Annotated in this window: 6 protein-coding genes and 1 pseudogene; 5 read left to right on the plus strand and 2 right to left on the minus strand. The window is 71.9% G+C overall.

Annotated features, from left to right (window positions below):
* Positions 1 to 22: 22 nt before the first annotated feature.
* The 3 genes and pseudogenes from ACTWP8_RS05865 to ACTWP8_RS05875 form a co-directional block, all read left to right on the plus strand.
* A pseudogene (locus tag ACTWP8_RS05865) lies at positions 23 to 2,167 on the plus strand (MMPL family transporter); the annotation flags it as partial.
* Between the two features lie 405 nt (positions 2,168 to 2,572).
* On the plus strand, positions 2,573 to 2,776 hold the full coding sequence (locus tag ACTWP8_RS05870) for a hypothetical protein (protein ID WP_443321069.1): 204 nt from the start codon (positions 2,573 to 2,575) through the stop codon (positions 2,774 to 2,776).
* Positions 2,777 to 2,826: 50 nt separating this feature from the next.
* The gene (locus tag ACTWP8_RS05875) at positions 2,827 to 6,099 is read left to right on the plus strand and encodes a helix-turn-helix transcriptional regulator (RefSeq protein WP_443321070.1); all 3,273 of its coding nucleotides are present in this window, start codon (positions 2,827 to 2,829) and stop codon (positions 6,097 to 6,099) included.
* Between the two features lie 43 nt (positions 6,100 to 6,142).
* Here ACTWP8_RS05875 and ACTWP8_RS05880 read toward each other — a convergent pair whose 3' ends face one another.
* Together ACTWP8_RS05880 and ACTWP8_RS05885 are read right to left on the minus strand one after the other, a co-directional pair.
* Positions 6,143 to 7,312 carry a PQQ-dependent sugar dehydrogenase gene (locus tag ACTWP8_RS05880; protein WP_443321071.1) on the minus strand — a complete coding sequence of 390 codons (1,170 nt, stop codon included), beginning with the start codon at positions 7,310 to 7,312 and terminating at the stop codon, positions 6,143 to 6,145.
* A gap of 75 nt (positions 7,313 to 7,387) precedes the next feature.
* On the minus strand, positions 7,388 to 8,431 hold the full coding sequence (locus ACTWP8_RS05885) for an aldo/keto reductase (protein WP_443321072.1): 1,044 nt from the start codon (positions 8,429 to 8,431) through the stop codon (positions 7,388 to 7,390).
* 77 nt (positions 8,432 to 8,508) lie between these two features.
* Here ACTWP8_RS05885 and ACTWP8_RS05890 point away from each other — a divergent pair, with 77 nt between their 5' ends.
* Positions 8,509 to 9,456 (plus strand): 2-hydroxyacid dehydrogenase, encoded by a 948-nt coding sequence (locus ACTWP8_RS05890; protein WP_443321073.1) that lies wholly within the window; start codon positions 8,509 to 8,511, stop codon positions 9,454 to 9,456.
* A gap of 327 nt (positions 9,457 to 9,783) precedes the next feature.
* On the plus strand, positions 9,784 to 12,723 hold the full coding sequence (locus ACTWP8_RS05895; protein ID WP_443321074.1) for a putative bifunctional diguanylate cyclase/phosphodiesterase: 2,940 nt from the start codon (positions 9,784 to 9,786) through the stop codon (positions 12,721 to 12,723).
* Positions 12,724 to 12,905: the final 182 nt, after the last annotated feature.

Consider the following 12,905-nt stretch of genomic DNA (forward strand, 5'->3'; position numbering starts at 1 on the left):
CGTAACGCACAGGGAGCACTGAATGCCCGCGCTTGCCCGGTGGTGTCTTCGTCGCCGTTTCTCCGTCATCCTGCTGTGGCTCCTCGCCTTCATAGGCGTCGCCGTCGCGGCGGCCACGGCGGGATCGTCGTACTCCAACGACTACGACATCCCCGGCACCGAAGCCGGCAAGGCAGGCCAGCTCGTCCAGGAGGCCTTCCCGGGCCAGAGCGGCGACAGCGACACCATCGTCTGGCACACCGACACCGGCAGCACCGTGCGCGCCCCGGGTGTCGAGGACCGGATGGCCGACACGCTCCGCGACGTGGAGCAGCTGCCCGGGGTCGCCGGCGTCACCAGCCCGTACGGCACCGAGGGCGCGGGCCAGATAAGCAAGGACGGCCACACCGCGTACGCCACCGTCACCTTCGACAAGGCGGCCGACGACCTCGAGCGCGGCGACGTGCAGAAGGTCGTCGACACCGCGAAGTCCGCCGAGGCCGAGGGACTCCAGGTCGAGCTGGGCGGCGCGGGCATCGGCCTCACCGAGAAGTCCACTGCGCACGTCAGCGAGGTCGTGGGCATCCTCGCCGCCGCCGCCGTCCTCTTCCTCGCCTTCGGCTCGCTCTTCGCGATGCTGCTGCCGATCGCGACCGCGCTGGTGAGCGTCGGAACCGGCTATCTGGCCATCGGGCTGCTCGGCCACGCGATGACCGTCGCCGACTTCGCGCCCATGCTCGGCATGCTCATCGGGCTCGGCGTCGGCATCGATTACGCGCTCTTCATCGTCACCCGGCACCGAAGGGGCCTGCGGCAGGGGCTGCCGGTCGCGGAGGCCGCGGCACGGGCCGTATCCACCTCGGGACGCGCCGTCGTCTTCGCGGGCGTGACCGTCTGCATCGCCCTGCTGGGCATGCTGATCCTCCGGCTGAACTTCCTCAACGGCGTGGCGCTCGCCGCCTCCCTCACCGTCGTCCTGACCGTGGCCGCCTCGATCACCCTGCTGCCCGCGCTGCTCGGCGTCATCGGGATGCGGGCCCTCAGCCGCCGCGAGCGCAGGCACCTGGCCGAACACGGGCCGCAGCCCGAGCTGCCCACCGGTGTCGCCGCCCGCTGGTCGGCCTTCGTCGAGCGGCACCCGAAGCTGCTCGGCGCCGTCGCGGCCGTGGTGATGGTCGTCCTCGCGATCCCGACCTTCCATCTGCACCTCGGCAGTTCCGACCAGGGCAACAACCCGTCCACGTCCACGACCCGGCAGGCGTACGACCTGCTGTCCGACGGCTTCGGGCCCGGCTTCAACGGGCCGCTGACGCTCGCCGCCGACATCGACGACGCCGCGGGGCGGCTGGCCTTCGACAAGCTGCCCGAGACCCTGCGGACCACGGACGGCGTCGCCCAGGTGTCGCCCGCCACGCTCAGCGATGGCGGCGACACCGGCGTGATCACCGTCGTCCCGGACAGCTCGCCGCAGTCCCCGGACACCACGGAGCTCATCCATCACCTCCGTGACGACGTGCTGCCGCAGGCGCAGGAGGGCACCTCGCTGGACACCCACGTCGGCGGGCAGACCGCGGCCTATGAGGACTTCGGGTCCGTGATCGTCGGCAAGCTGCCGCTGTTCGTCGGAGTCGTGGTCGCGCTCGGCTGCGCGCTGCTGCTGCTCGCCTTCCGGAGCATCGGAGTCCCGCTCAAGGCGGCCGCGATGAACATCGCCGCCGTCGCCGCCTCCTTCGGAATCGTCGTCGCGATCTTCCAGTGGGGCTGGGGCAGCGATCTCCTCGGCCTCGGCAGCGCGGGCCCGATCGAACCCTTCCTGCCAGTGATCATGGTGGCGGTGCTCTTCGGACTCTCCATGGACTACCAGGTCTTCCTGGTGAGCCGGATGTACGAGGAGTGGCGGCAGACCGGCGACAACCGGCGCGCCGTACGGGTCGGCCTCGCCGAGACGAGCCGGGTGATCAACTCCGCGGCCGTCATCATGATCTCTGTCTTCGGCGCGTTCGTGCTCAGCGGCGACCGGATCATCGCGATGTTCGGCATCGGGCTCGCCGCTGCCGTGGCACTGGACGCCTTCGTCCTGCGTACGCTCCTGGTTCCGGCCCTGATGCACATGCTGGGCGGCGCCAACTGGTGGCTCCCGGGATGGATGGACCGGCTCCTGCCGCGCTTCAGCATCGAGGCCCCGGAGGAGGTCCGCGAGCCCGTGGACGAGCGCGAGCGCGAGCTGGAGTCGGAGCTTGAGTCCGAGCTCGAGTCGGAGCTTGATACGGGGCTCCCGTCCGGGCTCGGGTCGGGGCCCAGGCGCGCGCACCGCGCGGACAAGGTCCTGCTGCCGACGCAGCGCGCGGGCAGCGCGGACGGCGCGGGCGGCGCGGACCGTACGGATCCGACGGACGACGGGACGGGCTCGCTCACGGCGTAGTCGTATGTCGTATGAGGCCCCCGGGCGGGCCTCTGAGGTCCGTAAGACCTCCCGTTCCCGGGAACTAAGGCATCCGTCCCCGAAGAGATCGGGAAGTCGCCCGATGTGGCGACCCCACCTGGGAGACGAGGGTGGAAGCAGAACAGGAACCTTCGTCAGGGGGAGACCGAGATGCTCGAGTTCGAGATGCAGCGAGTCCGCCGCGAGCAGCTGATGCGCGAGGCCGAGGAGTACCGCCTCGCCCGTCAGGCCCGGGGCGGCGGCCGCGGAAGCCGCGACGGCGCGCGCGAGTCCGCCGACTCCGAATCCGAGGGGCGGGTGAGCAGGCGCGCACGGCGGGCGGCGCGCCGGTCCGTACGGGCCGCCCGCGCCTGACGGCGTCCACGATGGGAAAAGTCAGTGCCGCACTGTCGGACCCCTGTGCGATGCTCAGCCGCGTGGAGAGCCGATCCGTCAGCCCCGTCTTCGTAGGTCGCACCGACGAACTGACCGCCCTCACCGACGCGCTCGCCCGTGCCTCCACGGGAGAGCCGCAGGCGCTGCTCGTCGGTGGCGAGGCAGGGGGCGGCAAGACCCGGCTGCTGGAGGAGTTCCTGGCCGTGGCGCAGCGGACCGGGGCGGTCACCGCGGTCGGCGGCTGCCTCGAACTCGGCGCGGACGGGCTGCCGTTCGCGCCGGTCGCCACGGCCCTGCGCGCCCTGCACCGGCAGCTCGGCGACGAGCTGGAGCAGGCGGCGGCAGGGCGCGAGGACGAACTGGCCCGGCTGCTGCCCGACATCGGTTCCGTGTCCCGCGAGAAGCAGAGCCACGACCAGGAGGGCCGGGCCCGCCTCTTCGAGCTCACCGCCCAACTGCTGGAGCGGCTCGCCGCGGACCGCACGCTCGTCGTCGCCATCGAGGACCTGCACTGGGCCGACCGCTCCACCCGCGAGCTGCTCGGCTATCTCTTCCGCTCCCTCCAGCGCTCCCGGCTCGTCGTCCTCGCCACCTACCGCACGGACGACATCCACCGGCGGCATCCGCTGCGGCCCTTTCTCGCCGAGCTGGACCGGCTGCGCACCGTCCGGCGCATCGAGCTGCCCCGGCTCAGCCGCGAGGAGGTTCACGGGCAGCTCGCCGGGATCCAGGGCGCCGAGCCCGACCGGGACCTGGCGGACGAGATCTTCGAGCGCTCCGAGGGCAACCCCTTCTTCGTCGAGGAGCTGGCCACCAGCGACTACGACTCCTGCGGGCTCAGCGACTCGCTGCGCGACCTTCTGCTGGTGCGGGTCGAGGCGCTGCCCGACGTGGCCCAGCGGGTCGTACGGATCGCGGCCCGCAACACCACCGTCGAGTACGCGCTGCTCGCGGCCGTCTCCGGGCTCGACGACGACGAGCTGATCGAGGGGCTGCGCGCCGCGGTCGGCGCCAATGTGCTGCTCCCCACGGACGACGGTGACGGCTACCGCTTCCGGCACGCACTGCTCCGCGAGGCGGTCGTGGACGACCTGCTGCCGGGCGAGCGCTCCCGGCTCAGCAGGCGCTACGCGGAGGCGCTGGAGGCCGACCCCACGCTGGTGCGCGCCGAGCAGCGCGCCACCCGCCTGGCCAGCTACTGGTACTCGGCGCACGACGCCGCCAAGGCGCTCCCCGCGGTGCTGGCGGCCGCGGGCGAAGCGCGGCGGCGGCATGCGTACGCCGAGCAACTCAAGCTCCTGGAACGGGCGATGGAGCTGTGGGACGACGTATCGTCCGAGCAGCGGGCGGATCTGCCGGGCGCCGGGACCACCGAGTCGTACCCGCCCTGCGGCTGCTACCCGGACAGCACGCAGCGGCATGTGCACTTCCTCGACCTGGTGGCGGAGGCCGCCGTCGCGGCCCGCTGGGACGACGCGCTCGAGCGGGCCTACGCGCTGGTGAAGAAGGCGCTCAAGCTGATCGACGAGCAGCAGGACCCCGCGCGGGCGGCGTGGTTCTGGATGCAGCGGTCCCGGCTGGTGACCGCCATGGGGCGGGGGGACGGCTGGGCCGAGATATCGACGGCCCAGGAGCTGGTGAGCGGGCTCCCGCCGTCCGCCGTGCACGCCGATGTGCTGGCCCACGCGGCGGCCTGGCACAGCCTCCACGTCTCGGACGAGGAGACCGTGCCCCTGGCCGAACGGGCCGTGGAGCTCGCCCGGCTGGTCGGGGCCCGCGAGGTCGAGCTCAACGCGCGTGTCACCCACGCCTGCCTCCGCTCCCAGGCGGGCGAAGCGGACCTGGGCATCGCCGAACTGTACGAGCTGCGCGAGCTGGTCGAGCACATCTGGGCTCCCCGCGCGCTCGGCCGGGTCCACGGCAATCTCGTCGACGCCCTCCACAAGCTCGGCCGGACCGCGGAGGCCGTGCGGGAGGCCGAGGCCGGAATCGAGGCACTGGGCCGGCACGGGCTGCGCGACAGCGCGACCTTCGTGGCGGGGAACTGTGCCGAGGCGCTGACCATGTTGGGGGAGTGGGACCGGGCCGACGCCATCCTGAGCGAGTGGCGCGACCGCGGCCGCACCTCCCGCCCCATGGCCACCATGGAGCTGCGCGGTCTCGACCTCGCGCTGTACCGCGGCGACTACGACGGGGTGCCCGCGATGATCGCCGCCTGCCGGGACCACCTGGGCAAGAACGACATGGAGCCGCAGTACGAACTCCCCCTGGCCCAGGCCGAGATGCGCTTCCACGCCGCCCACGGGCGGTTCGGCAGGGCCGTCTCCGCCCTGTACTGCGCCCTGAACCTGCTGCCGCTGCTCGGACAGGAGACCTACGTCTGGCAGTTGCTGGTCAGCGGTGCGACCGTGGCTGCGGACGGGCGGGGGCTGCCCGGCACCGACGACGAGGAGCACCGGAAGCTGCTGGTGCGCATCAAGGACGCCGCCCGCCGACTCGCCTGCCCATCCCCGCTGTGGACCGCCTGGTCACGCCGGTTCGACGCGGAACTCGCCCGCGCCCACGGGAGATTCGAGCCCCGGCTGTGGGCCGAGGCCGCGGCCGCCTTCGAGCCGTACCCCTACCCGTACGTCCAGGCCGACCTGCACCACCGCTGGGCGGAGGCCCTGCTGGAGTCCGGCGGCGGAATCGGGGGCGGAAACGGCGGTGGAAGCGGAAGCTCAAGCAGAAACGGAGGCTCAAGCAGAAACGGAGGCTCAAGCAGAAACGGAGGCTCAAGCAGAAACGGAAGCAATAACGGAAGTAACGGAAGCAATAACGGAAGTAGTGGAGTCGGCGGGGGAAGCGGCAACGGAGACGGAGGGGCGGAGGCAGCGGACGGCGGCGCCGTCCGCGACCGCGCCGCCGGGCTGCTGACCCAGGCGCACGAGGTCGCGGTCCGGCTGGGCGCCCGTCCGCTGCGCGAGGACATCGAGCTGCTCGTCCGGCGCGCCCGCCTGACCCTGGCAGTCGACGGCAACGGGGCCCCGGCCGCGGACGAGGGTGCCCGCGCCGCCGAGGCGGCCAGTCCCGGCGCGGGAGGCGGGCCACTCGGGCTCACCCGGCGGGAACACGACGTGCTCCGCCTGGTCGCGGCCGGGCGCACCAACCGGCAGATCGCCGAGGAGCTGTTCATCTCGCCCAAGACCGCCAGCGTCCACGTCTCCAACATCCTCGGCAAGCTGGGCGTCTCCGGCCGTGGGGAAGCCGCCGCGCTGGCCCACCGCATGCGGCTGTTCGCCGAGCCGGAATCGACGGCCTGACGGTTGCGGGCTGCCGGTCACCGTGCCTGGGCCCAGCCGGCCCTCAGGTCACCCGCAGCTGCAGGATGCGGTCGTCCCCGCTCTCCGGTGCGCCCCGGCCATCGGTCTCACTGGTGACCAGCCACAGCCCGCCCGCGCCGTCGGGCACCACCGTGCGCAGCCTGCCGTACCGGCCGTCGAGGAAGGCCTGCGGCTCCGCGACCGGCTTCGTGCCGGCCAGGGGAATCCGCCAGAGCCGCTCGCCGCGCAGCCCCGCCATCCATATCGAGCCCTTCACATACGCGATACCGCTCGGCGAGGCCTCGTCGGTCGTCCACTGCTCGACCGGATCGACATAACCGGACTTGCCGCCCTTGCCCTCCGCCAGCGGCCAGCCGTAGTTCTTCCCCGGCTCGACGAGATTGAGTTCGTCCCAGGTGTTCTGGCCGAACTCGGCCGCCCACAGCCGCTTTTCCGCGTCCCAGGCCAGTCCCTGCACATTGCGGTGGCCGTACGAGTAGACCACCGAGTCCGGGTCCGGATTGCCGTGGACCGGCTCGCCGTCGTGCGTCATCCGCAGGATCTTGCCGCCGAGTGAGGTCTTGTCCTGGGAGAGGCCCTGGTCGCCGCTCTCGCCCGTCCCCGCGTAGAGCATCCGGTCCGGGCCGAAGGCGATCCGGCCGCCGTTGTGGATGGTTCCCTTGGGGATGCCCTTCAAGACCGTGTCGGGCGCGCCCAGTTGGCTGGCCGCGGGCCTCTTCTCGTCGTAGAGCAGCCGGGCGATGCGGTTGTCGGAGTCGGTGGTGAAGTAGGCGTACACCAGGTGGTCCTCGCCGTAGGTCGGCGCGACGGCGATGCCCAGCAGACCGCCTTCACCCGCGGGCGAGACGCCGGGCACGGAGCCCAGCTCGGTCTTTTTCCCGCTGCCGGCCGCGATCCGGAAGATCTTCCCGGTGTCGCGGGAGGAGACCAGCAGGTCGCCGCCGGGCAGCGGCGCCAGCCCCCAGGGCGACTCCAGCCCCTCCGCGACGGTGCGCACCACTTTCACCGAGCCCTTCGCCGGTGCCGCAGGCGAGGTGCCCTGCGGGGCGGGAGAGCCACCGGGCTCACGCGAGGCGGAGGTGCCCGGTGATCGCTCGGGCGGGCCGGAGTCCCCGTCGCCGGACGAACAGCCCACGGCCAGCAGAAGCACGGCGGCAGCGGCAGATACGGCGGTCACAGCAAGTCGTCGCACGGTGGCCGGTCCTCTCGCTCGTAACAAGTGCACCACACACTGCTCATACACCGGTGGAACGAACGAGGTTCCCGATCAGTCCCAGGAGCCCTTCGCGGGCGGCAGCGCCGCGATCTCCGCGAGATCCTCCGCCGTCAGCCGGAGCGCCGCGGCCCGCGCATTCTCCGCCGCCCAGCGCTCCTTCTTCGTGCCCGGCACCGGAACCACGTGCCGCCCCTGCGCCAGCACCCACGCCAGCGCCACCTGCGCCGGAGTCGCCCCGTGCCGCTCGCCGACCCGCCGCAGTCCGGCCACGATCGGCTGGTTCGCGGCCATCATCTCCGCCGTGAACCGCGGGTGCCGGGCCCGTACGTCGTCCTGCTCGAATCCCTGACCCGGCGTCAGAGTCCCGGTCAGGAAGCCGTTTCCGAGCGGCATGGCGGCGAGGAAGCCTATGCCGCGCGACTCGCACCACGGCAGCAGCGCTTCCAGAGCCTCCGGCGACCACACCGACAGCTCCGCCTCCACACTCGTCACGGGAAAGACCTGCTGCACCCGTGCCAGCTGCCGGATCGTCTCGTCGTGCATGCCCGCGCCCGCGCGCCGCTGCGCCGCCCGCTCCCACCCGTCGCCCGCCACCACCCTTCTGGGGAAGCGCTGCGCGCCCTTTTGAAGCGCACACAGCCCCAGTGCCCGTATCTTGCCCGCCGTGACGAGCTCGGCCATCGCGCCCCAGGTCTCCTCGACCGGCACTTCCGGGTCCGCCCGGTGCAGCTGGTAGAGGTCGATGACATCGGTCTGCAGCCGCCGCAGCGAGGCGTCGCAGGCCCGCTTCACGTACCCCGGGCGCCCGTTGGCGACGATGTGCTGCTCGCCTACCAGCAGCCCGCACTTGGTGGAGACGAACGCGTCCGTGCGCCGTTCCTTCAGCACCCGGCCCACCAGCAGCTCGTTGGTGAACGGCCCGTACATGTCGGCGGTGTCGAGCAGGGACATGCCCCGGTCGAGGGCGGCGTGCACGGTCCGCAGCGAGCTCTCGCCGTTCTGCTGGGATGCGGTGTACGCCCAGCTCATCGGCATGCACCCGAGGCCGATCGCGCCCACCGTGAGCGCCCCGGCACCGACTGTCCTGAGCTCCACCTCGTCCTGCACCCCTCCCTGGTCGGTCCTCCAAACTAACCTCTGCCGCCGACACGTCTTCGCATAGCCTCTCGACCATGAGTGCTGACAGTGCCGACGTCTGGCTGCCCCTACCCCCCGGCGAGATCGAGGGGCTTCCCGAGGGCCTCGACTACCTCTTCTGGGACGGCGACCAGGACTTCCCCGCGGACCCGGCCCGCTGCGTCTTCTACGGCGTCCCCTATATGAAGGGCCCGGGGATCCCGGTCCGCCCGCTGCCGCGTATGAAGGCCCTGCGCGTGATCCAGACCCTCACCGCGGGCATCGACCACGTGCTGCCCGCCCTGCCCGGGCTGCCGCCCGGCGTCCGGCTGTGCAACGCCCGCGGCGTGCACGAGGCGAGCACGGCCGAGCTCGCGCTCGCCCTCACCCTCGCGTCCCTGCGCGGCATCCCCGACTTCGTGCGCGGCCAGGACGCCGAGGAGTGGCGGCAGGGCTTCTACCCGGCGCTCGCCGACAAGTCCGTGCTGATCGTCGGCTACGGCGCCATCGGCAGCGCCATCGAGGACCGGCTCGCGCCCTTCGAATGTGCGCGGGTGGCACGGGTCGCACGCTCCGCGCGCACCACTCCGCGCGGCCCCGTGCACCCGCTCGCCGACCTGCCCGCGCTTCTCCCGGACGCGGACGTCGTGATCCTCTCCACCCCGCTCACCGAAGCCACCCGCGGCCTGGCCGGCGCCGACTTCCTCTCCCGTATGAAGGACGGGGCGCTGCTGGTGAACGTTGCCCGGGGCCCGGTCGTCGACACCAAATCCCTTCTGGCGGAGCTGGAGTCGGGCAGGCTGCGGGCCGCGCTGGACGTCACGGACCCCGAGCCGCTGCCCGCGGGCCACCCGCTGTGGCACGCCCCCGGGGTGCTCATCACCCCGCACGTGGGCGGGCCGACGTCGGCCTTCCTGCCGCGCGCGAGGCGGCTGTTGCGCGAGCAGCTCGTCCGGTTCGCCGCCGGTGAGCCTCTCGCCAATGTGGTCGCGACAACGGGCTGAGCTCTGGCCCGAGGTCATTCTCTGCTCGTTTCGGCACGCTCCGAGTCCGTTCGATTGCGCTCAGTTTTCGGAATTCGCCAGGTAGTTACGCTGTGTAGAGACGCTATGTCCCTGTGTGACCGCTCTGGTGTATCGTCCGGACGGGGGCTGCGCCGCGGGAAATTTCGGCGGCCGGCAGCGACAGACAGGATCATGAGGGGGGCGACGGGCGATGCACGGCCGACGGACCAACTTCCCGGAACGGTGCGTACGCGGCAGCAGACAGCGACTCCTGTACGTATCCCTGCTCATACAGAAGCGCAGGACCGAGCCCCCGAGGGCGGTCCGGTGAGCGCCCAGGGGGCGGTGATCTCCCGCCGGACGGTCTCCCGTGCCGGGACCGGGTTGCTCCCCCAGATCACTCTCGCCCTCGTTTGCGGGGGATACGCCATCGGCGCGGCGCTGGGCTGGGGATCAACCTGGCTGGCCCTCGTCATGGGCGACTTCGGCCTGGCAGCCGCCGCCCTGGCCGCCGCCGTTTCCTGTCTGTGCTACGCGCGCGGCACCTGCAGCCGACTCCGGCCCGCCTGGGTGCTCTTCGCCGTCTCCTCCGCCATGGCCGGGTTCGGGGACCTGGTCTGGGGCTGGTACGAGGTGGTGCTGCGGCAGCCCGTACCCACCCCCTCGGCAGCCGACTTCTGCTTTCTGCTGTTCGCGCCGCCCGCCATCGTCGGGCTGCTCGTGCTCGCCAAGCGGCCCGTCACCAAGGCCGGGTGGACCTGCCTGGGCCTCGACGCCTGGCTCATCGGCGGCTCGCTGCTCACCATCTCCTGGAGCCTGGCGCTCGCCCACACCGCCCACTGGCACGGCGAGTCCGTGGCCGAGGCCGCGCTCTCCCTCGCCTACCCGCTCCTCGACATCGTGCTGGTCAGCATCGTGCTGGTGCTGCACTTCCGGCGCTCGACCAACCGGTCCGCCATCAACACCGCCATCGCCGCGCTGGCCCTCACCGTGCTCTGCGACGCCCTGTTCACCTCGCCCCTCCTGCGCGAGCACTACCGCTCGGGCCAGCTCCTCGACGCCGGCTGGTTCGCCGGCTCCATACTCCTGGCCTACGCACCCTGGGTGGGCCGTCGCGACAGCGACGGATGTGACCGGGCGCCCACCCCCTCGCGGTACCGCCGCGCCCACCCCAGCGGCCGGCCCCTCGTCGGCTCCCTCGCCGCGCTCACCCCGTATCTGGCCGCCGCCGTCTGCACGTTGGGGATTCTCTACAACGTCTTCAAAGGCGGGATGCCCGACCGCGTAGTGATCTTCACGGCCTGCACGGTCGTCCTCGCCCTGGTCGTGCGGCAGGGCATCATGCTGCTCGACAACATCAACCTCACCCATGAGCTGGCGCAGAAGGAGAACCACTTCCGCTCGCTGGTGCAGGGCTCGAGCGATGTCATCATGATCGCCGGCCCGACCGGAGTGCTGCGCTACGTCAGCCCGGCCGCGGCCGGTGTCTACGGGATCGACCCCGACGACCTCGAGGGCACCGAACTCGCCTCCCACATCCACCCGGAGGATCTGGGAGCGGTGGTCCACGAACTGCGCAGGTTCCTCACCGCCCAGCCCGCGGAGGAGCCCACCACCCGGATCGAGTGCCGCTTCCGGGCAGGACGGAGCCGCGCGGGCGGCGCCCAGTGGCTCAACGTCGAGTCCACGGTCAACCGCCACCACGGCGGCCTCATCCTCAACAGCCGCGATGTGACCGAGCGGGTCCGCCTCCAGGAGCAGTTGCAGCACAACGCGGAGCACGACCCGCTCACCGATCTCCCCAACCGCGCCCTGTTCACCGAGCGGGTCCGGCAGGCCCTCAGCGGCCGCCGCACCACCGACCCGGGCACCGCCGCGCTCTTCATCGACCTCGACGGCTTCAAGGCGGTGAACGACACGATCGGACACCAGGCGGGTGACGAGCTGCTGATCCATGCGGCCCGCCGCCTGCAGGAGTCCGTACGGGCAGGGGACACCGCGGCCCGGCTCGGCGGAGACGAGTTCGCCGCCCTCATCCTGGGCGACGGTAGTCCCGGGGCCGCCGCACGCGAGTGCCGCATCCTCGAGATCGCCGACCGGCTCCGCGACCGCCTGTCCCGCCCCTACCGCGTGGCCGGCACCGACGTGCGGGTCGCCGCCAGCATCGGCGTGGCCTTCGCCGAACCCGGGATCACCCCGACCGACCTGATGCGCAACGCCGACCTGGCGATGTACCGCGCCAAGGCCGCGGGCAAGGGCCGGGTCGAGCTGTACGCGCCGCAGATGCAGGCCGACATCGTCCGCCGCGGCTCACTGGCCGGCCGGCTGCGGACCGCGTTCCGCGACGGCGAGTTCGCCCTGCTCCACCAGCCGGTGGTGGCCCTCGACAGCGGCCGGATCACCGCGGTCGCGGCCCAGGCCCGCTGGCGTTCCCAGCAGGGCATCCTCTTCACCCCGGACGAGTTCCTGCGCGTCTGGGAGAACGGCGGCGGCCATCCGGGGTCCCGGACCCCGGGCGACGAGGCCACCCGGGGGGCAGAGCTCGTCCGCTGCCTGCTGGACGAGGCCGTCGCCCAGGCGGCCGAGCGCCACCGCGCAGGCCACACCGCCCCCGTCGCCGTACGGCTCTCGCCCCGCCGTGTCATGGACCGCGGCATGGCCCAGCGCAGCGTCGAGACGCTGCTCACGCGGCACGGCCTGCCCTCCGGTTCGCTCATCCTCGAGCTCGCCGAGAGCGATCCGCGGATCCCGCTGGATGATCTCGAGCGCCGTCTGGCAGCGCTGCGCCGCCTCGGTGTGCGGATCGCGCTCGACGGCTTCGGCGGTGGCGACGCCGCCTTCGGCGCCCTGCGCAGGCTCCCCGTGGATGTGCTGAAGCTCGACCGCTCCCTGATCGAGGGCGTCGTCGAGTCGGCGAGGCTCCACAAGATCACGGCCGGGCTGCTGCGGATCGCGACCGACCTGGGCGTCCAGTCCGTCGCGGACGGCGTCGACCTGCCCGAGCAGGTCGTCGCGCTCCAGGCCATGGGCTGTACGCACGGCCAGGGCATGGCCTTCTCCGGCCCGCTCGACGAGCACCGGCTGCGCCGTGCTCTCACCTTGGGGGAGTACCCGGTGCCGGACCCCGCCGACGCGAGGCAGGATGACCGCAAAGCGGTCCTGACCAGCAGCGCACTGCCCGTACGCATGGGCGGGGCGGCCGCTCCCGACTCGGTTGTGCATCCACCATTGCGCTCAAATAATGAGACCTCTGTCCCACCCACTTGACACTCGCTATGCGCCGGGGAGAGGGTCATGCCATGCGCACCCGAATTCTCGTACTTGGAAAGCGCGTCGGCTGAAGCTGGGCCTCATGATCGCCCTGCGGACCGCAACCGGCGCGCTCCCCTCGCTTGCCTTATGGCACGAGGGGTTTTTTGTTGCACTGGAACCTCGCAGAACACCTCAAA

The sequence above is a fragment of the Streptomyces sp. 7N604 genome (assembly GCF_052245475.1).
Lineage (GTDB): Bacteria > Actinomycetota > Actinomycetes > Streptomycetales > Streptomycetaceae > Streptomyces.

Coding starts and splice junctions, on each gene's coding strand:
- ACTWP8_RS05890 (WP_443321073.1), top strand. CDS start 8,509: ATGAGTGCTGACAGTGCCGACGTCTGGCTGCCCCTACCCCCCGGCGAG.
- ACTWP8_RS05870 (WP_443321069.1), top strand. CDS start 2,573: ATGCTCGAGTTCGAGATGCAGCGAGTCCGCCGCGAGCAGCTGATGCGC.
- ACTWP8_RS05875 (WP_443321070.1), top strand. CDS start 2,827: ATGCTCAGCCGCGTGGAGAGCCGATCCGTCAGCCCCGTCTTCGTAGGT.